26 protein-coding genes and 1 tRNA gene are annotated in these 24190 nt (G+C 69.5%); 13 read left to right on the top strand and 14 right to left on the bottom strand.

The annotated features are described in order from the left end of the window. Positions 1–38 precede the first annotated feature (38 nt). Together G9272_RS19380 and G9272_RS19375 are read left to right on the top strand one after the other, a co-directional pair. A complete protein-coding gene (locus G9272_RS19380) occupies positions 39–494 on the top strand; it encodes a hypothetical protein (protein ID WP_171397756.1) in 456 nt (151 codons plus the stop codon). A 78-nt stretch (positions 495–572) separates the two neighbouring features. Further along, positions 573–1145: a dihydrofolate reductase family protein gene (locus G9272_RS19375; RefSeq protein ID WP_171397755.1), complete on the top strand. Its 573-nt coding sequence runs from the start codon at positions 573–575 to the stop codon at positions 1143–1145. 387 nt (positions 1146–1532) lie between these two features. Here the strand turns inward: G9272_RS19375 and G9272_RS19370 are convergent, their stop codons facing one another. Together G9272_RS19370 and G9272_RS19365 are read right to left on the bottom strand one after the other, a co-directional pair. Continuing rightward, complete coding sequence (locus tag G9272_RS19370; RefSeq protein ID WP_171397754.1) at positions 1533–1742, bottom strand: DUF397 domain-containing protein; 210 nt, start codon at positions 1740–1742, stop codon at positions 1533–1535. A gap of 8 nt (positions 1743–1750) precedes the next feature. Further along, positions 1751–2602, bottom strand: a complete 852-nt coding sequence (locus tag G9272_RS19365) for a helix-turn-helix domain-containing protein (RefSeq protein ID WP_171397753.1) — start codon at positions 2600–2602, stop codon at positions 1751–1753. A gap of 194 nt (positions 2603–2796) precedes the next feature. On the opposite strand from G9272_RS19365, the gene G9272_RS19360 reads away from it, so the two are divergent. After that, positions 2797–3198, top strand: a complete 402-nt coding sequence (locus tag G9272_RS19360) for an ATP-binding protein (protein ID WP_171397752.1) — start codon at positions 2797–2799, stop codon at positions 3196–3198. A gap of 103 nt (positions 3199–3301) precedes the next feature. Beyond that, entirely contained in the window at positions 3302–3574 is a 273-nt protein-coding gene (locus G9272_RS19355; RefSeq protein ID WP_171397751.1) for a hypothetical protein, read from the top strand. A 114-nt stretch (positions 3575–3688) separates the two neighbouring features. On the opposite strand, the gene G9272_RS19350 is transcribed toward G9272_RS19355, so the two are convergent. Together G9272_RS19350 and G9272_RS19345 are read right to left on the bottom strand one after the other, a co-directional pair. After that, on the bottom strand, positions 3689–4078 hold the full coding sequence (locus G9272_RS19350; RefSeq protein WP_171397750.1) for a hypothetical protein: 390 nt from the start codon (positions 4076–4078) through the stop codon (positions 3689–3691). A gap of 36 nt (positions 4079–4114) precedes the next feature. Next, complete coding sequence (locus G9272_RS19345) at positions 4115–5815, bottom strand: sodium:solute symporter family protein (RefSeq protein ID WP_171397749.1); 1701 nt, start codon at positions 5813–5815, stop codon at positions 4115–4117. Between the two features lie 149 nt (positions 5816–5964). Here G9272_RS19345 and galT point away from each other — a divergent pair, with 149 nt between their 5' ends. Genes galT through galK form a run of 3 tightly spaced genes read left to right on the top strand, consistent with a single transcriptional unit; the run spans position 5965 to position 9175 of the window. Then, positions 5965–7026 (top strand): galactose-1-phosphate uridylyltransferase, encoded by a 1062-nt coding sequence (gene galT / locus G9272_RS19340; protein ID WP_171397748.1) that lies wholly within the window; start codon positions 5965–5967, stop codon positions 7024–7026. Further along, positions 7023–8018, top strand: a complete 996-nt coding sequence (gene galE / locus G9272_RS19335) for a UDP-glucose 4-epimerase GalE (protein WP_171397747.1) — start codon at positions 7023–7025, stop codon at positions 8016–8018. Before galT ends, galE begins: the two co-directional genes overlap by 4 nt. Further along, on the top strand, positions 8018–9175 hold the full coding sequence (galK, locus tag G9272_RS19330) for a galactokinase (protein ID WP_171397746.1): 1158 nt from the start codon (positions 8018–8020) through the stop codon (positions 9173–9175). Before galE ends, galK begins: the two co-directional genes overlap by 1 nt. Before the next feature lie 142 nt (positions 9176–9317). On the opposite strand, the gene G9272_RS19325 is transcribed toward galK, so the two are convergent. Continuing rightward, on the bottom strand, positions 9318–9773 hold the full coding sequence (locus G9272_RS19325) for a GNAT family N-acetyltransferase (protein WP_171397745.1): 456 nt from the start codon (positions 9771–9773) through the stop codon (positions 9318–9320). 269 nt (positions 9774–10042) lie between these two features. Between G9272_RS19325 and G9272_RS19320 the strand changes: the two genes are divergently transcribed. Then, positions 10043–10810, top strand: coding sequence for a LuxR C-terminal-related transcriptional regulator (locus G9272_RS19320; protein ID WP_171397744.1), 768 nt, complete (start codon positions 10043–10045; stop codon positions 10808–10810). Here the strand turns inward: G9272_RS19320 and G9272_RS19315 are convergent. Continuing rightward, positions 10769–11266, bottom strand: a complete 498-nt coding sequence (locus G9272_RS19315; protein ID WP_067251132.1) for a MarR family winged helix-turn-helix transcriptional regulator — start codon at positions 11264–11266, stop codon at positions 10769–10771. The genes G9272_RS19320 and G9272_RS19315 overlap by 42 nt on opposite strands. A gap of 90 nt (positions 11267–11356) precedes the next feature. Between G9272_RS19315 and G9272_RS19310 the strand changes: the two genes are divergently transcribed. The 3 genes from G9272_RS19310 to G9272_RS19300 all read left to right on the top strand — a co-directional run bounded on the left by G9272_RS19310 (position 11357) and on the right by G9272_RS19300 (position 12763). Then, complete coding sequence (locus G9272_RS19310; protein WP_171397743.1) at positions 11357–12154, top strand: trans-aconitate 2-methyltransferase; 798 nt, start codon at positions 11357–11359, stop codon at positions 12152–12154. A gap of 1 nt (position 12155) precedes the next feature. Continuing rightward, positions 12156–12524, top strand: coding sequence for a VOC family protein (locus G9272_RS19305; RefSeq protein ID WP_171397742.1), 369 nt, complete (start codon positions 12156–12158; stop codon positions 12522–12524). A gap of 65 nt (positions 12525–12589) precedes the next feature. After that, positions 12590–12763 carry a CsbD family protein gene (locus G9272_RS19300; RefSeq protein ID WP_171397741.1) on the top strand — a complete coding sequence of 58 codons (174 nt, stop codon included), beginning with the start codon at positions 12590–12592 and terminating at the stop codon, positions 12761–12763. 138 nt (positions 12764–12901) lie between these two features. Here G9272_RS19300 and G9272_RS19295 read toward each other — a convergent pair whose 3' ends face one another. Further along, the gene (locus tag G9272_RS19295; RefSeq protein WP_062645257.1) at positions 12902–13582 is read right to left on the bottom strand and encodes a TetR/AcrR family transcriptional regulator; all 681 of its coding nucleotides are present in this window, start codon (positions 13580–13582) and stop codon (positions 12902–12904) included. Continuing rightward, complete coding sequence (locus G9272_RS19290; RefSeq protein WP_171397740.1) at positions 13579–14592, bottom strand: acyl-CoA desaturase; 1014 nt, start codon at positions 14590–14592, stop codon at positions 13579–13581. Before G9272_RS19290 ends, G9272_RS19295 begins: the two co-directional genes overlap by 4 nt. A 313-nt stretch (positions 14593–14905) precedes the next feature. On the opposite strand from G9272_RS19290, the gene ppc reads away from it, so the two are divergent. Continuing rightward, positions 14906–17647 (top strand): phosphoenolpyruvate carboxylase, encoded by a 2742-nt coding sequence (gene ppc / locus G9272_RS19285; protein ID WP_171397739.1) that lies wholly within the window; start codon positions 14906–14908, stop codon positions 17645–17647. 79 nt (positions 17648–17726) lie between these two features. Here ppc and G9272_RS19280 read toward each other — a convergent pair whose 3' ends face one another. From G9272_RS19280 to G9272_RS19255, 6 genes are all read right to left on the bottom strand, one after another. Continuing rightward, a complete protein-coding gene (locus G9272_RS19280; RefSeq protein WP_253267856.1) occupies positions 17727–18335 on the bottom strand; it encodes a hypothetical protein in 609 nt (202 codons plus the stop codon). A gap of 54 nt (positions 18336–18389) precedes the next feature. Continuing rightward, positions 18390–18992: an aminoacyl-tRNA hydrolase gene (pth, locus tag G9272_RS19275; protein ID WP_171397737.1), complete on the bottom strand. Its 603-nt coding sequence runs from the start codon at positions 18990–18992 to the stop codon at positions 18390–18392. 70 nt (positions 18993–19062) lie between these two features. Then, positions 19063–19650 (bottom strand): 50S ribosomal protein L25/general stress protein Ctc, encoded by a 588-nt coding sequence (locus G9272_RS19270; protein ID WP_054244131.1) that lies wholly within the window; start codon positions 19648–19650, stop codon positions 19063–19065. Between the two features lie 177 nt (positions 19651–19827). Further along, positions 19828–20802 (bottom strand): ribose-phosphate diphosphokinase, encoded by a 975-nt coding sequence (locus G9272_RS19265; RefSeq protein ID WP_020128448.1) that lies wholly within the window; start codon positions 20800–20802, stop codon positions 19828–19830. A gap of 134 nt (positions 20803–20936) precedes the next feature. Then, on the bottom strand, positions 20937–22385 hold the full coding sequence (glmU, locus tag G9272_RS19260; RefSeq protein WP_171397736.1) for a bifunctional UDP-N-acetylglucosamine diphosphorylase/glucosamine-1-phosphate N-acetyltransferase GlmU: 1449 nt from the start codon (positions 22383–22385) through the stop codon (positions 20937–20939). 115 nt (positions 22386–22500) lie between these two features. Beyond that, positions 22501–22572, bottom strand: a tRNA-Gln gene (locus G9272_RS19255). Positions 22573–22902: 330 nt separating this feature from the next. Here G9272_RS19255 and G9272_RS19250 point away from each other — a divergent pair. Next, positions 22903–24189, top strand: coding sequence for a sensor histidine kinase (locus G9272_RS19250; RefSeq protein ID WP_171397735.1), 1287 nt, complete (start codon positions 22903–22905; stop codon positions 24187–24189). Position 24190: the final 1 nt, after the last annotated feature.

Genomic DNA, 24190 nt, shown 5'->3' with positions numbered 1-24190 from the left:
TTTGCCAGGGGTGGGCGAGCGCGACGGGGGCGGAACGCATGAGAGCACGAACGGTGGTCTGGCGGGGCATGCGCCTCGGTGCGCTGATCGGCGCGTGGCCCGCGGGCATCGCCGGTGCCCTGTGCCTGGTCGCGGCTTTCGTCTTCCTGACCGGCGGTCACGACGGCACCGCTCGGGCGCTGACATCCGCGGGCGCCTTCGCCGTGTTGGCCAGCATGGCGGTGGGCGTCACCCTGGGCACGGCCACCGGCCTCGCCCTGGCGCTCGCGCCCCGCCGCCTGCTCGCTCGCGCCCCGCTGCGCGCCCTGCTGGCGGCACTCACGGCCGGCCTGCCGGTCGCGGCACTCTCCGTCGCCGCCCTGACCGGGGACGGCTACACCCTCGCGAGCTACCCGCCGTCGATCCACCTCCTCACCTGGTCGGCGACCCTGGTCATCGCCCTGGTGGCGGCGGCCCGCAGCGGCGACATCGCCGGGTGCGGCACCGATCACTGACGGGCGGCGATGAGTTTCTCCGCGATCCGGGGTCAGAGCTCATGACCGAACCGGCCCCAATACCCTGAGGAACCCCAGATGCGCACCCTGATCAGCACCGCTTTCATCTCGCTCGACGGCGTCGTGGAGGCTCCGGGCGGTGAGCCCGGCTACCGGAACGCCGGATGGACCTTCAAGGACATCGAGTTCCTCCCCGAAGCCTTCGAGATCAAGGGCCGGGAGCAGACCGAAGCCACCGCGATGCTGCTGGGCCGGACCAGCTACGAGGCGTTCAGCCCCGTGTGGCCCGACATGGAGGACTTCGCCGACTACAAGGTGATGCCGAAGTACGTCGTCTCCACCACCCTCACCGAGCACGACCTGGTGTCGAACTGGGGCGAGACGACGATCCTGCGCTCACTCGACGACGTCACCGCGCTGAAGGAGACCGAGGGCGGCCCGATCATCGTTCACGGCAGCGCCACCCTGAACCAGGCCCTCTCGGACGCCGGCCTGATCGACCGCTACCACCTGCTCGTCTTCCCGCTCCTGCTCGGTGCGGGCAAGCGGCTCTTCAGCGCCGCGGACAAGGACACCCAGAAGCTGAAGCTCGTCGAGCACGAGGCCTACGCCAACGGCCTTCAGAAGAACGTCTTCGACGTCGTCCGCTGAGGTGTGAGGTCCGGGTCCCGCGGAGGCGCAGGGTGGTCTGGTGAGCATCATCGTCAAATTCTTCTTGGCGCCGGAGGACACGTCAGCGGCTTCGGCGCTTCGGACTGGGCCGGGACGCCTGTTCGAGTCGCTTTCCTTCGGCAACTTCGATCCCGAAGAAGCTGTGGTCGAGTGGGAGTGCCTTCTTGTCGGTGCCGGCTTCGAGGAGCTGCTCGCGTTTCCTCCGCAGTCGCGGGCTATCGTCGTAGGCACGGCGCGCCAAAGGAGTACAAAGGAGCACATCCGAACTGGTCACAGCCCGGCTGGCTGCGGTACACGTTCATCCCGCGTGTCCAGGATCCTCAGGTCGTCGCGGAAGAGATCTTCTGGCAGTGATTTGGGCTGACTTCACGCTGGGGAGGAGGTCAGGGAGCCGGTGCGTATCCCTGCCAGGAGGTGAGCGAGGGCGACGGGCGTGGTCCTGAGGGCCGTGTCCGGGGTGTCGCTCTCGCGGAGGTGGAGGGTCATGGGGGCGGGGGAGGCGGCGAGTTCGACGCAGGTGTCTCCTTCGCCGCCGTCGGAGAACGTCGACTTCTGCCAGCTCAGGGTGTGGTTCATGAGGTGCCTCACAGCTCCTTCGTCAGGCGGTGAATGAAGTCCCGCGACGCCACCGGGTCCAGCGACGCGTCCTCCACTCTACGAAGGAGTGTTCGGAGCCGTTCCAACTGCGTTTCCTCATCAATGAACACGACTCCGGTCGGGGCGTCCCGTAGACCTGTGTCCAGCCGGGGCAGCGGGCCGCCCGCGTACACCATCGAGGCTCCGGCACCGGCGAAGCCGTCCTGATCGGTGGGGATGACCCGCACGGTGACGTGACCCTGCTCGATCTGGTCCAGAATCCAACGGAGTTGAGAGTGGCAGACCTGACGGTCCGCCACTCTGATGCGCAGGGCGAACTCATGGACGATCGTCTCGTACGGGGTGCTCGCTTCGCCTTCGATGACGCAGCGCCTCCTCGTTCGGTACTCGACCCGGGGCGCAAGTTCGCTCTCGGTCAGTTCCGGGCGCATGTACCTGAAGACCGCTCGGGCGTAGTCCGGGGTCTGGAGGAGTCCGGGGACGCGGTTGATGACGATCTCGCGCAGGAAAGCCGCATGATGCTCGGCCTCGGCCACGTCCAGGTTCACCTGGGGCAGGACCTCGCGGTACTCGTCCCACCAACCGCGTGAGCGGTCGCCCGCCATGGCTGCGAGTGCGTCGATGAATGCCTCGTCCGTGCAGGCGTAGTAGTCGGCGAGGCGGCGGATGCGCTCCGCGCTGACGGCCGCGATGCCCGCCTCCACCTGACTCATCTGGGCCGAGGTCGAGTTCAGGAACGCTGCCGCCTCGCGGGCCTTGAGTCCTGCGGCCTCCCGCAGTCTGCGCAGTTCCGTACCCAGGCGTGCCTGTCGCGCGGTGGGTTGGGCCCTCGCCGCCATGTGTTCCCCAACGTCCTTGTTGTTGTGCCTCGTTCGAGTGTCAGATTACGGCAGTGGGTTGCGGAGGCGAAAATTATTGCCTTACCGTCAGTGACGCACCGCACGCGCTGCGGAAGTGCACCGCTCCGTCCGGCCGCGACGGCTGCGGCAATGCCACCGCGCGTAAATCCCCTCACGCCACTCGGAGTCGACGCATGTCCGATCCCTGGGAGTACTCCCTCTACATCCCCTGCGACCCACGCGCCGTGACGGTCTGCCGCCGCACCCTGCGCCTGATCCTCACCCTGCACGGCCTGATCCACCTCGTGGACACCGCGGAGCTGCTCGCCTCGGAGCTGGTCTCCAACGCCGTACTGCACACCAAGGGCCCCGCCTGCCTGCGCCTCCGCTTCCGGGACGGCGTCCTCCAGATCGGCGCCTGGGACGCGGACCCCGAACCGCCCGAGCCCCCGGGACGGCTGGAGGGGCTCGCCGACGCTGAGAACGGCCGCGGGATGGCCCTCGTCCGGGCCTGCTCGGACCTCTGGCACTGGCAGCCGCTGACCCGGATGGGCCACCGGGGCAAGCTCGTGTGGTGTGAGCTGGCGGTGGCATAAGGCTCAGTCTGTGATGCAAAGCGGATAATCACGACATACGGTGCGTAACCGTAACGTCTCGCTCTGTAGCGAGGCACGCCATCCAGACGGAAAAGGGTATGCAATGCGCAAGCTCCGCAACACCGCTCTCGTGGCCGCCATGATCGGGAGCCTCGGCATGGCCGGCGCCGGATTCGCCTCCGCCGCCGTCTACGGCTCGGACGGGGACTCCAGGGAGTGCTCCAACCAGGTGGAGAACATCTCGTTCGGTCTCATCAACATCCCGAACCTGAACCTCCCGCTGCTCGGCTTCTCGTCCAACCAGGACGCGACCCAGCAGATCTGCAACAACGGGGACGACGCCATCAACGCGAACGTCGCCAACCGCGAGGACTAGTCGAAGCGAGCCGGCTCCGGGATCCGATGCCTCGGATCCCGGAGCCGGCTCGGCTTCATGACCTGCGCCTTCGCCTGCGCTCGCGCCTCCGGCCGCCGCTGCTCGCCTCCGCCGCTACTCGTCCCGCGGGGACTCCCGGGGCTTCCCGTCCAGCGCCTCCGGCGGCAGCGTCGGGGTGACCGGTGCCACGGGACGCAGCTTCAGCCAGGCCAGGAAGAAGATGCCCAGGGCCAGCATGGCCAGGCCGGTCCACAGGTTGATATTGATCCCTTGGGCCTTGTCGATCTCCGCGTCGCCGTCCGTGATCCCGGCGATCGTGACGATCACGCCGTAGACGACGAACAGGCCGCCGATGATGCGGCGCAGGTCGAAGATGCGGGCCGCGGTCGTGGACTTCTCCTCGAGTTCCGTCACCTCCCGCTGGAGGTCGGCCTCGGAGTACCCCGCCCGCCGCAGCCGCTCGGCAGCCTCGGCGCGTTCGGACGGTTCGAATTGCTCGGACATGGTCTCTCCAGTCTCCCGCGGTATTCGCGACCGGGCTCAGAACGAGAACGGGATGTAGCAGAGGGCGGCCAGGATGATCGCGCTCCAGCCCAGCAGGGCCGGGCGCCGGTACCACGCGTCGTCGCCCGCCGCCGGCGGCTCGGCCATGCCGGGGGAGACGGTGCCGTAGACCAGGCCCTGGAGCTCCTCGGCCGTCTTCGGGGCCGTGAACAGCGACACCGCCACCATCACGACCGCGCCCGCCACGAAGCCCGCGATCGCGGAGACGAAGTTGGCGCCCTGGTCGGTGGGGATGCCGATGATGTCCTGCTTGTAGAGGACGAAGTAGTTGACCATCGCCGCCGTCGTGCCCGCGAGCAGGCCCCAGAAGCCCGACTTCTTCGACGCCCGCTTCCAGAACATGCCGACGATGAAGACGACGAACATCGGCACGTTGAAGAAGCTGAACAGCGTCTGGAGGTAGCTCATGATGTTCGAGAACGACGACGCCAGGAACGCCGTGCCCACCGACGCGGCCACACCGATGGCCGTGATGAGGCGGCCGAACCGGACGTAGTACGCGTCCTCGCGCCCGCGCACCACGTACTTCGCCCAGATGTCGGTCGTGAACACCGTGTTGAAGGACGAGACGTTCGCCGCCATGCCCGCCATGAACGCCGCCAGCAGACCCGTCACCGCGATGCCCAGTACGCCGTTCGGCAGCAGTTCCTGCATGAGGTACGGGATCGCGTCGTTGTACTGGAGATCGGAGTCGGACGTGCCGATCTTCGGGACCAGGACCGCCGCCACCAGGCCCGGGATCATCACCAGGAAGACGATGAAGATCTTCGGGAACGCGGCGATGAGCGGGGTGCGCTGGGCCGCCGACAGGTTCTTCGCCGACAGGGCGCGCTGCACCTCGGCGAAGTTCGTCGTCCAGTAGCCGAAGGACAGGACGAAGCCGAGGCCCAGCACGATGGTCAGCCAGTTCGCGCCGAGCGGGTTGTCGCTGCCGATGCCCGTGCCGCCCCAGGCGGTGACGAAGTCGTCCCCGTGGGCCTGTGTCAGGGAGTCCGTCAGACCGTCCCAGCCGCCCACCTTCTTCAGGCCCAGCACCGACAGCGGGATGAGCGCGGCCAGGATCACGAAGAACTGGAGGACCTCGTTGTAGATCGCCGAGGAGAGGCCGCCGAGCGTGATGTAGGCCAGTACGAAGGCGCCGGCGACCACGATCGCCACCCACTGCGGCCAGCCCAGCAGCGCCTCGACGACGATCGCGAGGGCGTACAGGTTCACGCCGGAGATCAGGATCGCCGCGAAGGCGAACAGGGCCGAGCTCAGCAGGTGGGCGCCTCGGTCGAAGCGCAGCAGCAGGAACTCGGGGACGGAGCGGACCTTGCTGCCGTAGTAGAACGGCATCATCACCAGGCCCAGGAACACCATCGCCGGGATGGCGCCGATCCAGTACCAGTGGACGGTGTACGCGCCGTACTGTGCGCTGTTCGCGGCCATGCCCAGGATCTCGGTGGCGGCCAGGTTGGCCGAGACGAACGCGAGGCCCGTGATCCAGGCGGGCAGGGAGCGTCCGGAGAGGAAGAAGTCGAGGCTGGTCTTCACCGATCTGCGAGCGGCGAAGCCGATGCCCAGGACCACGACGAAGTAGATGCCGAGGATCGTGTAGTCGAGCCAGTTCGTCGGCAGTCGCAGCTCTGCCGCCAGCTGTACTGCCGTGTAGGCCGGGTCTGTGGGGGTTCGCATGCCCTGCTCACTTCGTTTGGTGTTCTTTGTTTGGTTGTGGTGGTGACTCGCGTGGGGGTTTATGGTTTTATGTGTTTGGTTCTGTTGGAAGCTTCGCTAGGTGTACGGATCTAGGTCTGCGGACCCAGAGGTACGGATGGAGAGTCGCGGTGAAGAAGACCTCGACCCGCTTGGCCGACGGTCGTGAGCTGATCTACTACGACCAGCGGGACGACTCGGTGCGCGACGCGGTGGACAGGCGTCCGCTGGACCCCACGGTCACCACTTCGGAGGTACGGCGGGACCCCCTGCTCGGCGATTCCATCGCCGTGGCCTCGCACCGGCAGGGGCGCACCTACCACCCCCCGGCCGACGAGTGCCCGCTCTGCCCCTCCCAGGGCGACCGGCTCAGCGAGATCCCGGACTCGTCGTACGACGCCGTCGTCTTCGAGAACCGTTTCCCCTCGCTGGCCGGCGACTCCGGGCGCTGCGAGGTGGTCTGCTTCACCTCCGACCACAACGCGTCCTTCGCCGACCTCACCGAGGAGCAGGCACGACTGGTCCTCGAGGCATGGACGGACCGGACGTCCGAGCTGTCTCATCTGCCCTCCGTGGAACAGGTGTTCTGCTTCGAGAACCGCGGCGCCGAGATCGGTGTGACTCTGGGTCACCCGCACGGGCAGATCTACGCCTACCCGTTCACCACTCCGCGCACTGCCCTGATGCTGCGTTCGGTCGCCGCGCACAAGGAGGCGACCGGCGGGGAGAACCTCTTCGACGCCGTCCTGGAGCGCGAACTCGCCGACGAGCGGGTCGTCCTGGAGGGTGAACACTGGGTCGCGTTCGTGCCGTACGCGGCGCACTGGCCCTACGAGGTGCACCTCTACCCGAAGCGCCGGGTGCCGGACCTGCTGGGCCTCGACGAGGAGGCGCGCACAGAGTTCCCCAAGGTGTATCTGGAACTCTTGAGGCGCTTCGACCGGATCTTCGGCGAAGGTGAACCGCCCACGCCGTACATCTCCGCCTGGCACCAGGCGCCGTTCGGCGCGCTGGAGGAGTTCGAGGGTGTCAACCGGGACGACTTCGCGCTCCATCTCGAGCTTTTCACCATTCGACGCACTTCCGGCAAGCTGAAGTTCCTCGCGGGCTCCGAATCAGGCATGAACGTCTTCATCAACGACGTGCCGCCGGAGTTCGCGGCCCAGCGACTGCGAGAGGTAGCGAGTTCATGAGCGGCACCACCGGCACGAGCGGCAAGTATCTGGTCACGGGTGGCGCGGGCTACGTCGGCAGCGTGGTCGCCCAGCACCTGCTGGAGGCCGGCCACGAGGTCGTCGTCCTCGACAACCTCTCCACCGGTTTCCGCGAGGGTGTCCCGGCGGGTGCCTCGTTCATCGAGGGCGACATCCGCGACGCCGCCAAGTGGCTCGACGCCTCCTTCGACGCCGTGCTCCACTTCGCCGCGTTCTCGCAGGTCGGCGAGTCCGTCGTCAAGCCCGAGAAGTACTGGGACAACAACGTCGGCGGCACCATGGCCCTGCTCGGCGCCATGCGCGAGGCCGGCGTGCGCAAGCTGGTCTTCTCGTCCACGGCGGCGACGTACGGCGAGCCGCAGCAGGTCCCGATCGTGGAGAGCGCGCCGACGCAGCCCACGAACCCCTACGGCGCCTCCAAGCTCGCCGTCGACCACATGATCAGCGGCGAGGCCGCCGCCCACGGGCTCGGCGCCGTCTCCCTGCGGTACTTCAACGTGGCCGGCGCGTACGGCGAGCAGGGTGAGCGCCACGACCCCGAGTCGCACCTCATCCCGCTCGTCCTCCAGGTCGCGCAGGGCCGCCGCGAGGCCATCTCCGTCTTCGGCGACGACTACCCGACCCCCGACGGCACCTGCGTCCGCGACTACATCCACGTCGCCGACCTCGCCGAGGCCCACCTCCTCGCCGTCGCCGCCGCCAAGCCCGGCGAGCACCTCATCTGCAACCTCGGCAACGGCAACGGCTTCTCCGTGCGCGAGGTCATCGAGACGGTCCGCGAGGTCACCGGCCACCCGATCCCCGAGGTCGTGGCCCCTCGTCGCGGAGGCGACCCGGCCGTCCTGGTCGCCTCGGCGGCCACCGCCCGTGAGCAGTTGGGCTGGAACCCGTCCCGCGCGGACCTCGCGGGTATCGTCGCGGACGCGTGGGAGTTCGCGCAGCACATCGCAAGCAGCGCAAGGGAGTCGTAGTGGGGGCACAGGAAGTTCGCGAGGGTTTCGTCCGGCTGTACGGGACCGAGCCCGAGGGCGTCTGGGCGGCGCCCGGCCGGGTCAACCTCATCGGTGAGCACACCGACTACAACGACGGCTTCGTGATGCCCTTCGCGCTGCCGCACATCGCGGTCGCGGCGGTCGCCCGGCGTACGGACGGCGTGCTGCGGCTGCACTCGGCCGACCTCGACAGCGGCGTCGCCGAGCTGCGGCTCGACGAGCTGACGCCCGAGTCCGACGACGCCTGGACGGCGTACCCGGCCGGAGTCGTGTGGGCCCTGCGCGAGGCCGGCCATGCGGTGACCGGCGCCGACATCCACCTGTCCTCGACAGTCCCGTCGGGCGCGGGCCTGTCGTCGTCCGCGGCCATCGAGGTCGTCGTGGCCCTGGCGCTGAACGACCTCTACGACCTCGGGCTCCAGGGCTGGCAGCTCGCCCGCCTGTGCCAGCGCGCCGAGAACGTCTACGTCGGCGCGCCCACCGGCATCATGGACCAGACGGCGTCCGCGTGCTGCGAGGCCGGCCACGCGCTGTTCCTCGACACCCGCGACCTCTCGCAGAAGCAGATCCCCCTCGACCTGGCCGCCGAGGGCCTGCGCCTGCTGGTCGTCGACACGCAGGTCACGCACGCCCACAGCGGTGGTGAGTACGGCAGGCGGCGGGCCGGCTGCGAGAAGGGCGCCGCCCTCCTCGGCGTCGACGCGCTGCGCGACATCGCGTACGACGACCTGGACGCGGCCCTCGCCCGGCTCGGCGACGAGGAGGAGGTCCGCCGCCTGGTCCGTCATGTGGTGACGGAGGACCAGCGTGTGGAGCAGGTCGTCGCCCTCCTGGAGTCGGGCGGCGACACCCGCGCGGTCGGGCCGGTCCTGACGGCGGGGCACGCCTCGCTCCGGGACGACTTCCGGGTCTCCTGCCCCGAGCTGGATCTCGTCGTCGACACCGCCCTCGCCAACGGGGCGCTCGGGGCGCGGATGACCGGCGGGGGTTTCGGGGGGTCGGCGATCGTGCTGGCCGAGGCCACCGATGTCGAGACGCTCACCAAGGCCGTCGAAGAGGCGTTCGCGGCCGCGGGGTACAAGGCTCCGCGGGTGTTCGAGGCGGTGCCCGCGGCGGGGGCGCGTCGGCTGAACTGAGGTTTCTCGTCGGGGCGGTGGGGGTGGCCGAGTGGATCTCGCCCCCGCCGCCCCTTCCCGTTCCCGACCCTGGGGGCTGCCGCCCCCAGACCCCCCTTTCGGCCCCGAAAGGGCCTCGTCCTCAAACGCCGGACGGGCTGAGTTACCCGAGTCTCTTCGTCAGGGTGAACTCCGTCAGGCCCGGGGGGTAGTCCTCGATCGTGCACACCACCTCGTAGCCCTGGCGTCTGTAGAACTCCGGGGCCTGGAAGTCCCAGGTCTCCAGGCGTACGCGGTCGCAGCCGCGCTGCTCGCGGGCGATGCGCTCCGCCTCGGCGAGGAGGGCGCTGCCCAGGCCCGTGCCCCGGTGCCGGGCGTCGACCCAGAGGTAGGTGACGTGCAGCCAGGTCGTCCAGGTGTGGCCCACCAGGCCGCCGGCCAGATCGCCGCCGGGGTCCGAGGCCCAGACGTGCAGCGCCGACTCGCGTTCCGCGGGTGTGCCGCGCAGTGCGCGCAGGACCGGGGAGGCCTCGGTGTTGGTGGCGAGAAGCCGCGAACGGAGAAGATCGCGGCGAGTCCTGTCGACTTCTGTCTCAAGACGAAACATGCGGCACACCATAAACGCGGTGGCCGAACCAATCCTGCAATTTGCCTTCCGCTGTACGCCCGCGGCCCTACCCTGTGAACAGTGCCGGTGGGGGCCGGTGCTGATCAGGGGGCGAGACAGTCGGGTACGGCGCCCGCGGTGGGGGTAGCAGTCTCTGCACGGCGGCGGCCGTTGCGGTAGCGGCATCCCCTCCGGGCGTCGTATCCGCTTGGTCGTCGTTCTCCGTCTCCGGACCTTGGGGTATCCCCTGCTCTGTCAAGGAGCTTGGGGGAGGGGGTTTCGTGGTTCGCATTCGTGTACTGGTCGTCGACGACCACCGTATCTTCGCCGAGTCGCTCGCCGCGGCACTGGCCGCCGAGCCCGACGTCGACGTGTCCGCGGCCGGCAGCGGCCCGGCGGCACTGCGCAGCCTGGAGCGCGCGGCCGCCGAGGGGCGCCGGTACGACGTGCTGCTCGTCGACGCCGACCTGGGCGCCGCGCTGCCGGGCATACGGCCTGCCGTGCCCGTGCAGGAGGTGGGGGAGGACGGGCTGGTCGACGGGATCTCGCTGGTCGTGGGGGTCCGGGCCACGCAGCCCCATGTCCGGATCGTCGTCCTCGCCGAGAAGGACGATCCACGCCGCGCGGCCCTCGCCCTTCAGGCCGGGGCGTCCGGCTGGGTGGCGAAGGACTGCTCGCTGTCCCGTCTGCTGACCGTCATCCGGGGCGTGCTGCGCGAGGAGACGCACCTCCCGCCCGCGCTCCTCACGGGCGTCCTGCGGGAGTTGACGGCCGCCCGCAAGCACCGCACCGAGAGCGAGCGGCTCGTCGAGTCGCTCACCCCGAGGGAGCGGGAAGTGCTGCGCTGCATGGTCGCCGGACTGGGCAGGAAGGCGGTCGCCGACCGGCTGTTCCTCTCCCCGCACACCGTCCGCACCCATATGCAGAACGTCCTCGGCAAGCTGGGCGTGCACTCCACCCTCGCCGCTGTCGCCCTCGCACGGAGGGCGGGCGTGGGACCCGTGGACCTAGCCGGGGATGTTGTCGAACGGGGCGGTCAGCTGGCGTAGCAGGCTCGCCAGTTCGCCGCGCTGGGCGTGCGAGAGCTCGGCCAGGATCGCTCGTTCCTGGTCGAGCAGGCCGGCGAGGGCCTGGTCGGCGCGGTCCTTGCCGTCGTCGGTGAGGCGGACGAGTACGCCCCGGCGGTCGCTCGGGTCCGGCAGTCGCTCCACCAGGCCCTTCTTCGCGAGCCGGTCGATACGGTTCGTCATCGTGCCCGAGGTCACCAGCGTCTGCGTCAGCAGTTGGCCCGGCGAGAGCTGGTAGGGCGCCCCCGCGCGCCGGAGCGCCGTCAGGACGTCGAACTCCCAGGGCTCCAGCTGGTGCTCGGAGAACGCCAGACGGCGTGCGCGGTCCAGGTGCCGGGCCAGTCTGCTCACCCGGCTGAGTACTTCCAGCGGCTCCACGTCGAGGTCCGGGCGCTCCCGGCGCCACGCTGCGACCAGCCGATCGACCTCGTCCTCCATGACGATCAGTGTAGTGGTTGTGTCGACGTGAAGTCTCTTGATGTCGAGTCTCTTGACATCAAGATAAATGAGGGGGGAAAGTAACCAGACATGACGACCAACCCCTCCTGGGACCCCGCCCAGTACCTGCGTCACGCGGGCCACCGCGCCCGGCCCTTCGGCGACCTCCTCGCCCGCGTCCCCGGCCTGCCCGGCGACCCGCCGCGCATCGCCGACCTCGGCTGCGGCCCCGGCAACCTCACCGCCGTCCTCGCCGACCGCTGGACCACCGCCCGCGTCACCGGCTACGACAACTCGCCGCAGATGCTCGCCGACGCGGCCGCGCACGCGGGCGCGCGCCTCGACTTCGCCCACGCCGACCTCGCCACCTGGGCGCCGCAGGAGACGTACGACCTGCTCGTCTCGAACGCCGCCCTCCAGTGGGTGCCCGGCCACCTCGACGCCTTCGCCGGCTGGCTGGACGGCCTCGCCCCCGGCGGCACCTTCGCCTTCCAGGTCCCCCACAACATCGACGCGCCCCTGCACGCCCTCATGCGCGAGCTCGGCAACAGCGTCCGCTGGAAGGGCCGCCTCGGTCATGTCCTGCGCCACGAGGACTCCGTCCACGCCCCCGGCGTCTACCTCGACCGGCTGGCCCGTCTCGGCTGCGCCACCGATGTCTGGACGACCACCTACCTCCATGTGCTCCAGGGCGACGACCCCGTACTCGACTGGGTCAAGGGCACCGGCCTGCGCCCCGCCCTCGACGCCCTCGCCGACGACCCCGAGGCCCGCGACGCCTTCGTCGCCGAATACCGCGACCTGCTCCGCGAGGCCTACCCGAGCGCGGAGTACGGCACCGTCCTGCCGTTCCGCCGCCTGTTCGCGGTGGCCGTGAAGGGGGCCTGACGTGCTGGCCGCCGTCGACCATGTGCAGCTCGCCGCCCCGCCCGGCTCCGAGGACCTGCTGCGCCGCTTCTACACCGGCACCCTCGGCATGACCGAGATCCCCAAGCCGCCGGTGCTCGCGGCGAAGGGAGGATGCTGGTTCCGGGCGGGAGCCGTACACCTGCACCTGGGGATCGAGACAGGCTTCAGAGCGTCCGCGAAGGCCCACCCCGGGCTGCGGGTCACCGGCATCGACGCGTACGCCGCCCGGCTGGAGGCCCACGGCACACCGGTCACCTGGGACGCGGACCTGCCGGGCCACCGCCGCTTCTACGCCCGGGACCCCGTCGGCAACCGGCTGGAGTTCCTGGAGCCTGTCAGCGAGGTTTGAGGGGCTCCGGACGGGTCACTCGCAGTGTTGAGACCACACGCAGACCTGACTGGGAGTGATGGACAGTGGCAGGCGAGCAGAAGTCCAAGGCGAAGATGGAACAGGCCAAGGGCAAGGCGAAGGAAGCGATCGGCCGCACCGTGGGCAACGAGCGGATGGAGGCCGAGGGGCGTGCCGAGCAGGCGAAGGGCGACGCCCGTCAGGCCAAGGAGAAGACCAAGGACGTCTTCAAGCACTGAGGGCGTGACGAGGCGGGCGTGACGTGGCACTGATGCGCCGCGGCGCCGACGGCACACATGCGGGCGGGGCCCCGACCACGAAGGTCGGGGCCCCGCCCGCATGTGTCCCGCGTAGTGGGTGTACGGCGTCGGCGCCGGTCAGGCCTTCCGGCGTCCTATCAGGTGCGGCTTGGCCTCCAGCCCGTCCAGCCCGTGCCAGGACAGGTTCACCAGGTGGGCCGCCACCTCCGCCTTCTTCGGGCGGCGTACGTCCAGCCACCACTGGCCGGTCAGGGCGACCATGCCGACCAGGGCCTGGGCGTACAGCGGGGCCAGTTTCGGGTCGAAGCCGCGGCTCTTGAACTCGCGGCCCAGGATGTCCTCCACCTGGGTCGCGATATCGGAGATCAGGGACGCGAACGACCCGGTCGACTGGGGGATGGGGGAGTCCCGGACCAGGATCCGGAACCCGTCCGTGTACTCCTCGATGTAGTCGAGGAGCGCGAACGCCGCCTGTTCGAGCAGCTCACGGGGGTGGCCCGCCGTCAGCGAGGACGTGACCATGTCCAGCAGCCGGCGCATCTCCCGGTCCACCACGACCGCGTAGAGCCCCTCCTTGCCGCCGAAGTGCTCGTACACCACCGGCTTGGAGACCCCGGCCTTCGCCGCGATCTCCTCCACCGAGGTGCCCTCGAAACCCTTCGCCGCGAACAGGGTGCGACCGATCTCGAGCAGCTGCTGGCGCCTTTCCGCACCCGTCATACGGGTGCGCCGGGCGCGCCGCGGCTTCGCTTCGTTACTGGGGGTGCTGCTGGGATCGGTCGCCACGCCGTCAATCATGCCGCCTCGGCGGTGGCCTTCCCCCGTCGGGAACCGTCCTCACCCGTGTTACGACGCGAATCGATACGCGAGCGTGACGGCCAGCGCACGTCGTAGGCCCACCCGAGCATCTCGAACCACCGGATGAACCGCGCCGAGGAGTCCAGCTGGCCGCGCATCACGCCGTGCCGCGCCGAGGTCGGGTCCGCGTGGTGCAGGTTGTGCCAGGACTCGCCGCAGGACAGGATCGCCAGCCACCAGACGTTGCCGGAGCGGTCCCGCGACTTGAAGGGGCGCTTGCCCACCGCGTGGCAGATCGAGTTGATCGACCACGTCACGTGGTGCAGCATCGCCACCCGCACCAGCGAGCCCCAGAAGAACGCCGTGAACGCGCCCCACCAGGACATCGTCACCAGTCCGCCCACCAGCGGCGGCAGCGCCAGCGACAGGATCGTCCAGTAGACGAACTGCCGGGAGATCGCGCGGATCGCCGGGTCCTTGATCAGATCCGGCGCGTACTTCTCCTGCGAGGTCTGCTCCTCGTCGAACATCCATGCGATGTGGGCCCACCACAGGCCCTTCATCAGGGCCGGGAGCGTCTCGCCGAACCGCCACGGCGAATGCGGGTCGCCGTCCGCGTCGGAGAACTTGTGGTGCTTGCGGTGATCGGCCACCCAGCGCACGAGCGGGCCCTCCACCGCCATCGACCCCATGACCGCCAACGCGATCCGCAGCGGCCGCTTGGCCTTGAACGAACCGTGCGTGAAGTAGCGGTGGAAACCGATCGTGATGCCGTGGCAACCGAGGAAGTACATGAAGACCAGCAGACCGAGGTCCAGCCAGCTCACCCCCCAGCCCCACGCCAGCGGCACCGCTGCCAGCACCGCCAGGAACGGAACGACGATGAAGATCAGCAGCATGATCTGCTCGATCGAACGCTTCTGCTCGCCACCGAGCGTGGCGGAGGGCGTGGGGGTACCGTCGGGCGCCTTCAAAGGGTCATCGATCACGTTGGAGCTGCCTGTGGTCATGCGCGTCCCCTGGGGGGTCTTGGATTGAGGGAGGTGCCGTTGTCCCGCACACCGCGGAAGGTCATGCAGCGAACCAATGCCACGCTCCCTACGGTTCCGTAACCTACGGCATCGTAAGTATGGCAGTGCCCTGGCCGGCGGCAAGAGCCCGCCAACCTGCGCGTCCCCATGGACACCTATCCTTGGAGACAGTCGGACAGCGCGGTCCGCTCTGTTTTCTTCCCGGATGTCCGGCCCCTATGCGACGCCCGCCGCGGGGCCGGAGTCCGGGTTCCCTCCCGGACGAGCTTCAACACTGCAAGGAGCCGCACCTGTGAGCAGTGCCGACGACCTTGGCCAGGCCACCACAACGACCAGCACCGAGCTGCGCGCCGACATCCGCCGACTGGGTGATCTCCTCGGCGAGACCCTCGTCCGGCAGGAGGGTCCGGAGCTCCTCGACCTGGTCGAGAAGGTCCGCCGCCTCACCCGCGAGGACGGCGAAGCCGCCGCCGAACTGCTGCGTGGCATCGAACTGGAGACCGCGGCGAAGCTGGTCCGCGCCTTCTCCACCTACTTCCACCTCGCCAACGTCACCGAGCAGGTCCACCGCGGCCGCGAACTGCGCGAGCGCCGTGCCGCCGAGGGCGGCCTGCTCGCCCGCACCGCCGACCGCCTCAAGGACGTCGACCCCGAGCACGTCCAGCAGACGGTCCGCCACCTCAACGTTCGCCCCGTGTTCACGGCGCATCCCACCGAAGCCGCGCGCCGGTCGGTACTCAACAAGCTCCGGCGCATCGCCGCGCTCCTCGAGACCCCCGTCATCGAGGCCGACCGCCGCCGCTACGACACCCGCCTGGCCGAGAACATCGACCTCGTCTGGCAGACCGACGAGCTCCGGGTCGTACGCCCCGAGCCCGCCGACGAGGCCCGCAACGCCATCTACTACCTCGACGAACTCCACGCGGGCGCCGTCGGCGACGTCCTGGAGGACCTCACCGCCGAACTGGAGCGGGTCGGCGTCAAGCTCCCCGAGAACACCCGCCCGCTCACCTTCGGCACCTGGATCGGCGGCGACCGCGACGGCAACCCCAACGTCACCCCCCAGGTGACCTGGGACGTCCTCATCCTCCAGCACGAACACGGCATCAACGACGCGCTGGAGATGATCGACGAGCTCCGCGGCTTCCTCTCCAACTCCATCCGCTACACCGGTGCCACCGAGGAACTCCTGGAGTCGCTGAAGGGCGACCTCGAACGGCTGCCCGAGATCAGCCCCCGCTACAAGCGACTCAACGCCGAAGAGCCCTACCGCCTCAAGGCCACCTGCATCCGGCAGAAGCTCGAGAACACCAAGCTGCGCCTCGCCAAGGGCATCCCCCACGAGACCGGGCGCGACTACCTCGGCACCAGCGAGCTCCTCGCGGACCTCACCCTCATCCAGACGTCCCTGCGCGAGCACCGCGGCGGGCTGTTCGCCGACGGCCGGATGAACCGCACCATCCGCACCCTCGCCGCGTTCGGCCTCCAGCTCGCCACCATGGACGTCCGTGAGCACGCCGACGCCCACCACCACGCCCTCGGTCAGCTCTTCGACCGCCTCGGCGAGGAGTCCTGGCGCTACGCCGACATGCCCCGCGAGTACCGCACGAAGCTCCTCGCCAAGGAACTGCGCTCCCGCCGGCCGCTCGCCCCCACCCCGGCGCCCGTCGACGCCGCCGGCGAGAAGACCCTCGGTGTCTTCGGGACGGTCAAGCGGGCCCTCGCCGTCTTCGGACCCGAGGTCATCGAGTCGTACATCATCTCCATGTGCCAGGGCGCCGACGACGTGTTCGCGGCGGCGGTGCTGGCCCGCGAGGCCGGTCTCGTCGACCTGCACGCCGGCTGGGCGAAGATCGGCATCGTGCCGCTCCTGGAGACCACGGACGAGCTGAAGGCCGCCGACACCATCCTCGAGGACATGCTCTCCGACCCCTCCTACCGGCGCCTGGTCGCGCTGCGCGGAGACGTCCAGGAGGTCATGCTCGGCTACTCGGACTCCTCCAAGTTCGGCGGCATCACCACCAGCCAGTGGGAGATCCACCGCGCCCAGCGCCGGCTGCGTGACGTCGCCCACCGCTACGGCGTCCGGCTGAGGCTGTTCCACGGCCGCGGCGGCACCGTCGGCCGCGGCGGCGGCCCCTCCCACGACGCCATCCTCGCCCAGCCCTGGGGCACCCTGGAGGGCGAGATCAAGGTCACCGAACAGGGCGAGGTCATCTCCGACAAGTACCTCATCCCCTCCCTGGCCAGGGAGAACCTGGAACTGACGGTCGCCGCGACTCTCCAGGCCTCCGCCCTGCACACCGCCCCCCGCCAGTCCGACGAGGCCCTCGCCCGCTGGGACGCCGCCATGGACGTCGTCTCGGACGCCGCCCACGACGCCTACCGCGCCCTCGTCGAGGACCCCGACCTCCCGCCCTACTTCTTCGCCTCCACCCCGGTCGACCAGCTCGCCGACCTGCACCTCGGATCGCGCCCGTCCCGCAGGCCCGACTCCGGTGCCGGGCTCGACGGCCTGCGCGCCATCCCGTGGGTGTTCGGCTGGACCCAGTCCCGCCAGATCGTCCCCGGCTGGTTCGGCGTCGGCTCCGGGCTCAAGGCGCTGCGCGACGCCGGCCTCGACACCGTCCTGGACGAGATGCGCGAACAGTGGCACTTCTTCCAGAACTTCATCTCCAACGTCGAGATGACCCTCGCGAAGACCGATCTGCGCATCGCCCAGCACTACGTCGACACCCTCGTCCCCGACGACCTCAAGCACGTCTTCGACCGGATCAAGGCCGAACACGCCCTGACCGTCGCCGAGGTACTGAAGATCACCGGCGAACCGGAACTGCTCGACGCCACCCCGGTGCTCAAGCAGACCTTCACCATCCGCGACGCCTACCTGGACCCCATCTCCTACCTCCAGGTCACCCTGCTCAAGCGCCAGCGTGACGCCGCGGCCGCGGGAGCCGAGCCCGACCCGCTCCTCGCCCGCGCCCTGCTCCTCACCGTCAACGGCGTCGCCGCGGGCCTGCGCAACACCGGCTGACCCGCACACCCAGCACGAAGAGGCGCCCCGGTCCGTGCGGACCGGGGCGCCTCTTCGTGCGCGTACGCACGCCGCTCACTCACACCGCGAGGAACGCCGCCGTCAGCAACGCGACGCCCGACCCCGCCAGCACCCAACCCACCCGCACCCGCCCCAGACCACCCGCGACCACCACCGACGCCAGCAGCAGCGCCCCGCCCAACGGCACCCACGCGTACAGGACCCCGGCCGGACCGGACCGCACCACCTCGTCACTGCCCGGCTTGATCACCACGGTGTAGATCCCGCCCTTGCGCACCGCCACCGACTTCTCGATCTCCACGCGCGCGCGTGCCGTCGACCCGGCGGACAGCGGCGTGTACGGCCCCGCACACGTGTCCTCACCGCACCGCGTCACCTCGACCGTGCCCTGCTCCCGGCCCTTCGTCAGCATCACGTGCTGCGCGGACCCCCAGGAACCCCACACCCCCGCCAACAGGATGAGCACGGCGACCGCACCCATCGCCACGAGCCGCCCGAACCGCAACGCGGTCCCCGAAGCCGAGCTCCTGGCGGAGCCCTTGGCCGGGCTCTTGGCCGAACCCTTGGCGGAGCCCTTGGCCGGGACCGCGCCTCCGGCCGGGCTCTTGGCCGAGCTCTTGCGGGAGTGACCCCGGCGGCGGTGGGACGAGGCTGCGGTGGCAGGCATGGCCGGGATCATTGGCCATGCCTGAACGGCCCGTCAACCTGGGTGGGTGACAAGTCAGGAGTTGTACGTGCTTTGCGCCCGCTCCAGCCCTTCCAGCACCAGGGCCGCCGCCGCGTCCGCCGCGCGGTCCACGAAGTAGTCCAGCTCCTTGCGCTCGGCCGAGGAGAAGTCCTTCAGCACGAAGTCCGCCACCTGCATCCGCCCCGGCGGCCGCCCGATCCCGAACCGCACCCGGTGATAGTCCGCGCCCATCACCTTCGTCATCGACTTCAGACCGTTGTGCCCGTTGTCCCCACCACCGAGCTTCAGCCGCAGCACGCCGTAGTCGATGTCCAGCTCGTCGTGCACCGCGACGATGTTCGCCACCGGCACCTTGTAGAAGTCCCGCAACGCGTTCACCGGCCCGCCCGACACGTTCATGAACGACATCGGCTTCGCCAGCACCACCCGCCGGCTGCCCGTACCCGGCGGACCCAGCCGCCCCTCGACGACCTGGGCCTGCGCCTTGCCCGCGCGCTTGAACCTCCCCCCGATCCGCTCGGCCAGCAGATCGGCCACCATGAAACCGACGTTGTGCCGGTTCATGGCGTACTCGGGGCCGGGATTGCCGAGACCCACGATCAGCCAGGGGGCATTGGCGTCGGTCGTCACGTCCATGTCTCCTTGATACGCGCAGGCCGCCGCTCCCCGAGGGGAGCGGCGGCCGACGGGATGAGGTGCCGGGAAATCAGGCCTCGGTGCCCTCGGCCTCGGCGGACTCCGCCGGGGCCTCCTCCGCCTGGGCGGCCAGGACCTGGAGGACGACCGCGTCCTCGTCGGTCGCCAGCGTGGTGCCCTTGGGCAGCGGGATGTCCTTGGCGAGGATGGCGGCGCCGGCCTCGAGGCCCGCGATGGAGACGGTGACCGACTCGGGGATGTGCGTGGCCTCGGCCTCGACGTTCAGCGTGCTCAGCACGTGCTCGAGCAGGTAGGCACCCGGGGCCAGCTCGCCCTCGGTGTGGACGTAGACCTCGACGTTGACCTTCTCGCCACGCTTCACGAGGAGCAGGTCGACGTGGTCCAGGAAGCCCTTGATCGCGTCACGCTGCACGGCCTTCGGGATGGCCAGCTGGGTCTTGCCGTCGATCTCGAGGCTGAGCAGGACGTTCGGGGTGCGCAGCGCGAGCTGGAGCTCGTGGCCCGGCAGCGTGATGTGCACGGGGTCGGCACCGTGGCCGTAGACCACGGCGGGAACCTTGCTGTCACGGCGGATACGGCGGGCGGCGCCCTTGCCGAACTCGGTGCGGGTCTCGGCTGCGAGCTTGACCTCGGCCATGTTCACTCCTCGTAGATCTGGGGAAAGGTGGTCACCCGGCCAAACCATCGGCCTGCTACGAAGAGCGCGTCGATAACGGACCGCCGTACACACACGTGTACGGCCTCCCTCGCCGAGCAACTGTGGCAGTTTACGCGGCGGGAAGGCCGTACAGGAAATCGATCTAGACGAGGAACGTCACTGCTCGTCGAAGAGGCTCGTCACCGAACCGTCCTCGAACACCTCGCGCACCGCGTTCGCGATCGTCGGCGCGATCGACAGCACCGTGATCTTGTCCACCTCGAGCTCACCCGGCGTCGGCAGGGTGTTGGTGAAGATGAACTCGCTGACCTTCGAGTTCTTCAGGCGGTCGGCCGCCGGACCCGACAGCACACCGTGCGTCGCCGTCACGATGACGTCCTCCGCACCGTGCGCGAACAGCGCGTCCGCGGCGGCGCAGATCGTGCCGCCCGTGTCGATCATGTCGTCGACGAGCACACAGACCCGGCCCTTGACCTCGCCCACGACCTCGTGGACGGTCACCTGGTTCGCCACGTCCTTGTCGCGCCGCTTGTGCACGATCGCCAGCGGCGCGCCAAGACGGTCGCACCAGCGGTCCGCCACCCGCACCCGGCCGGCGTCCGGGGACACGACCGTGAGCTTGTCGCGGTCCACCTTGCTGCCCACGTAGTCGGCGAGCAGCGGCAGCGCGAAGAGGTGGTCCACCGGGCCGTCGAAGAAGCCCTGGATCTGGTCCGTGTGGAGGTCCACGGTGAGGATCCGGTGCGCGCCCGCCGTCTTCATCATGTCCGCGATCAGACGGGCCGAGATCGGCTCACGACCGCGGTGCTTCTTGTCCTGCCGGGCATAGCCGTAGAACGGCACGATGACGGTGATCGAGCGGGCCGACGCGCGCTTCAGCGCGTCGATCATGATCAGCTGCTCCATGATCCACTTGTTGATCGGAGCCGTGTGGCTCTGGATCAGGAAGCAGTCCGCACCTCGCGCCGACTCCTGGTAGCGGACGTAGATCTCACCATTGGCGAAATCGAAGGCCTTCGTCGGGACGACCCCGACACCCAGCTGGTGGGCGACCTCCTCGGCAAGCTCGGGGTGGGCGCGGCCGGAGAAGAACATCATCTTCTTCTCGCCGGTCGTCTTGATCCCGGTCACAGCACTGTCTCCTCAGAGGTGTCTCAGCTGGGTGTCGAGAGACCTCGCCGCTGGGCGCGACGGGGCCGTCTCAGCTGGTGGGGTGCGGGTGTGCATTTATCACGGTACGCCGTGTCCGACGCGCCTGTTTCCGGTCAGCTTTCGCTTTCCGCCTGGCGGGAGGCCGTCTCGGCCGCCTTCGCCGCCGCGCTGCCCGGGCGCTTACGGGCCACCCAACCCTCGATATTCCGCTGCTGACCACGGGCCACGGCCAGCGAGCCGGGCGGCACGTCCTTCGTGATCACGGACCCGGCAGCGGTGTACGAGCCGTCCCCGACCGTGACAGGAGCCACAAACATGTTGTCCGAACCCGTACGGCAGTGCGACCCGACGGTGGTGTGGTGTTTGTCCTGTCCGTCGTAGTTCACGAACACGCTCGCCGCGCCGATGTTGGTGTACTCACCGATCGTCGCGTCACCGACGTAGGAGAGGTGCGGAACCTTCGTCCCCTCGCCGATGGCGGCGTTCTTGGTCTCGACGTACGTGCCGATCTTGCCCTTCGCCCCGAGACGGGTGCCGGGACGGAGGTACGCGTACGGCCCCACGGTCGCGTCCGGACCGATCCGGGCGCCGTCGGACACGGTGTTGTCGACCCGGGCGCCCGCACCGACCTCGGTGTCCTTCAGCCGGCTGTTGGGGCCGACCTCGGCGCCCTCGCCGAGGTGCGTGCTGCCGTGCAGCTGCGTACCGGGGTGGACGACGGCGTCCTGCTCGAACGTGACGGTGACGTCGATCCAGGTCGTCGCCGGGTCGATGACGGTCACGCCGGACAGCATCGCGGCGGTCAGCAGCCGGTCGTTGAGAATGCGGCGGGCCTCGCTGAGCTGCACCCTGTTGTTGATGCCGGCGATCTCCCGGTGATCGGCGGCGACGGACGCGCCGACCCGGTGACCGGCCTCCCGGAGGATCCCGAGGACGTCGGTCAGGTACTCCTCGCCCTGGCTGTTGTCCGTGCGGACCTTCTTCAGCGCGTCGGCGAGCAGCGCCCCGTCGAACGCGAAGACCCCGGAGTTGATCTCACGGATCGCGCGCACCGCGTCGTTCGCGTCCTTGTGCTCGACGATCGCTGTGACGGTACCGGAGGCGCCGTCCCGGACGATCCGCCCGTAGCCGGTCGCGTCCGGCACCTCGGCGGTGAGGACGGTGACGGCGTTCCCGTCCGCGTGGTGGGTGGCGGCGAGCTCCGCGAGGGTCGCGCCGGTGAGCAGCGGGGTGTCGCCGCAGACGACGACCACCGTGCCGTCTACGCCGCCACCGAGCTGCTCGAGCCCCGTCCGGACGGCGTGTCCGGTGCCGTTCTGCTCCTCCTGGACGGCGGTGCGCACACTGGCGTCGACCTCGGCGAGATGCGCCGTGACCTTCTCCCGTGCGTGCCCGACGACGACGACCAGGTTCTCGGGGTCCAACTCACGGGCCGCGGCCAGCACATGACCCACGAGGGAGCGGCCGCTGATCTCGTGCAGGACCTTCGGTATGGCGGACTTCATACGGGTGCCCTCACCCGCTGCGAGAACGACGACGGCTGCCGGGCGAATGGCGCTCACGGAAGTTGCCCTTCGGCTGTGGAGTGGGGTGGGACATCCGAAGGATACCGGGGCGTTTCTTTGGGGACATGAGAGCGGGCCCTGACAGCACTGTCAGGGCCCGAACCCGGTACGGCTCCCCCGCCAGGACTCGAACCCGGACAAATGGCACCAAAAGCCACGGTGCTGCCAATTACACCACGGGGGAATGATGACGACCGAAACCGGACATTCAGTCAGGCCGTCGGGTGGCGCCTCCTACTATGCCGCACCATCAGCCCTCGATGCGACGGTGTAGGTCGGTGCTCCGGAGCACGGTCGCCGGAGGGCAACCGTGGTGCCCCTCGCCGAGGTTGGCGGAGCCCGCGGGCCCCGGCGTCACCCAGGGTGGAATCGTCGGTTCCGCCCTCGAACAGGTGCGCTTCGGCAGTTCGAGGGATACCGGTGGGTTTCGATGCTGTTCGGTTACGGAGTGTGGTGTCGACCGGTCGGGGAAAGTCGCCGGAAAAGCCAGGGGTTGCGCCCGTAGGCTGGAGACATGACCACGACGGGGGAAGAGGACACGGCGGCCCCGGGAGGGCCGTGGTGGTGGACCAGATGGCGGAGCGCGGCGTTCGACTGGAGCCTGGGGCTCGTGTCCGCCGTGGAGTGCGCGGTGGAGGGGATCCCGTTCGCGCGGGATGCCGGGATCCCGTCGGCGGCGGGGGTGGTGTTCGGACTGCTCGCCGGGTCGGTCCTGGTGGTACGGCGGAAGTGGCCCATCGCGGTGGTGCTGGTGTCGATCGCGATCACACCGGCTCAGATGGGCTACCTGATGGGCATCGTGGGGCTGTACACGCTCGCCGCCTCCGAGCTGCCCCGCCGGATCATCGCCTCGCTCGCGGGGATGCAGCTGGTGGGGACGTTGATCGTGACGTTCGTGCGGGTGCGGCAGAGCATGGACCAGGGCCGTCTGACCATCGGTGACTGGTTCATCCCGTTCGCCGCCATCACGACCTCGCTGGGGCTCACCGCCCCGCCGCTGCTGCTCGGGATGTATGTCGGCGCCCGGCGGCGGCTCATGGAGAGCCTGCGGGAGCGGGCGGACAGCCTCGAGCGGGAGTTGCAGTTGCTCGCGGAGCGGGCGGAGGAGCGGGCGGAGTGGGCGCGTGGCGAGGAGCGGACCCGGATCGCGCGGGAGATGCACGACGTGGTCGCGCATCGCGTGAGTCTGATGGTCGTCCATGCCGCGGCGTTGCAGGCCGTGGCGCGGAAGGACCCCGAGAAGGCGGTGCGGAACGCGGCCCTCGTGGGTGACATGGGGCGGCAGGCGTTGACCGAGTTGCGGGAGATGCTCGGGGTGCTGCGCAGCGGTGGTCCGACGGAGCGTTCGGCGTCGGTGTCGGTGGTGGCGGTGGGGGTGGCCGCCGCGGTGGTGGTGGAGGAGGGCGAGGGGCCGTGTCTGTCCGAGCTCGACGAGCTGGTGGGGCAGTCGGCGGCCGCCGGGATGGTCGTGGAGCTCCTTGTGGAGGGGGAGGTGCGGGCGTATGCGGCGGAGGTGGAGCAGACGGCGTACCGGGTGGTGCAGGAGGCGCTGACCAACGTCCACAAGCACGCGGCGGGCGCCAAGACGCATGTGCGCCTGGCGCATCGGGAGGGGGAGATCGCGATGCAGGTGGAGAACGGGCCGCCGCCGGAGGTGTCGGCGTTGTCGGCGGGGTTCCCCTCGGGGGGCAACGGGCTGGTGGGGATGAAGGAGCGGGTGGTGGCGCTGGGCGGCGTGTTCGTGTCGGGGCCGACGGAGGCGGGGGGTTTCCGGGTGTCGGCGGTGATACCGGCGTCGTAGC

The organism is Streptomyces asoensis (genome assembly GCF_013085465.1).
In the GTDB taxonomy this organism is placed as follows: domain Bacteria; phylum Actinomycetota; class Actinomycetes; order Streptomycetales; family Streptomycetaceae; genus Streptomyces; species Streptomyces cacaoi_A.
The sequence above is the reverse complement of the archived record's forward strand: the minus strand, read 5'-3'. Positions and strand labels throughout refer to the sequence as shown.